Source organism: Acinetobacter sp. ATCC 27244 (assembly GCF_000156555.1).
Lineage (GTDB): Bacteria > Pseudomonadota > Gammaproteobacteria > Pseudomonadales > Moraxellaceae > Acinetobacter > Acinetobacter haemolyticus.
Map to the genome: position 1 here is coordinate 1 of NZ_GG665987.1, position 1,007 is coordinate 1,007.

2 protein-coding genes are annotated in these 1,007 nt (G+C 29.6%); both read right to left on the bottom strand.

The features are described 5' to 3' along the window. The coding region (locus tag HMPREF0023_RS16410) for an RDD family protein (RefSeq protein ID WP_190319066.1) at positions 1-359 on the bottom strand (359 nt) is incomplete at its 3' end. A gap of 51 nt (positions 360-410) precedes the next feature. After that, a complete protein-coding gene (locus HMPREF0023_RS15895; protein ID WP_005089909.1) occupies positions 411-863 on the bottom strand; it encodes a hypothetical protein in 453 nt (150 codons plus the stop codon). Positions 864-1,007 lie beyond the last annotated feature (144 nt).

Here is a 1,007-nt window from a genome sequence, read left to right on the forward strand (position 1 = left end):
AAAAAGATAGCATTCGAGAAATATGCACTTAAAGACATTAAACACATAGGTGCAAATAAAACTACTGCACGCACCATAGATGTGGGAACTGAAAGGTGTTTGCCATCCAAACTGATGACTTCTATTTTTAAAAGCTGTTTCGCAACAGTTTTTCCAGCGTTTAAATGACTATTTAATAAACCGAAATATAAAATGACATATACATACCCTGCCAGAATAGAAATAATTGGGTGCTGATGTAGGAAATTCGAGAAAATACTAACAATCAGCCCACAAAACATGCTGATAAGTAACGCATCGAGGATGAAAGCAAACAATCTACACCAAAAACCAGCGATGTAAGGTGTATTCAAAGACAATGTTTTTTCCCTTATGAAGTCGTTAGATATATTGTAATTTAATGAGTTCATCTATTCTTTTAATGCATTCCCTATTACTTTAAGATTCTTTAATTCTTCATCTGTATATTTCATTTTCGATAACAGCTCTTGATCATTTATAATTTCAATATATTGATCAAAAATTTTAATTTTATTTTCTAGCAAGAAATCAACAAACTTCCCACCATTATAGTTTCTATGAAATTCAGCAAATAATAAAGTGGCGTAAAAATCCTTTTTCTGATTGTTATTTAGTCCTGACAGAAACGTATCTAAATTATCATAAAAATTACTATAAGGCCGATTACCACAGAAAATATTCTTATCAATAAGGGTAATTGAATTAACAACTTGAATATCCTGCGTTAGAACAACAACCCTATTATTAAAAATATCAACGCAGGATTCTCTTTCAATCGAAGAGCATCCTATAAAGAACAATGCTCCAAATATAAACAAGATTTTTTTAATTTTATTTAACATTCATCTTCTCTTTCAACCTTTCCTTTATCTTAGTAAAAAATCGTTCACACACCTCCAAAAAACTTATTTAAAAGCCTATTAAACAGTATCTTTCTATAGAAACCTATAAACTAAAGCTTCATTATGATAAAAAATCACATAATG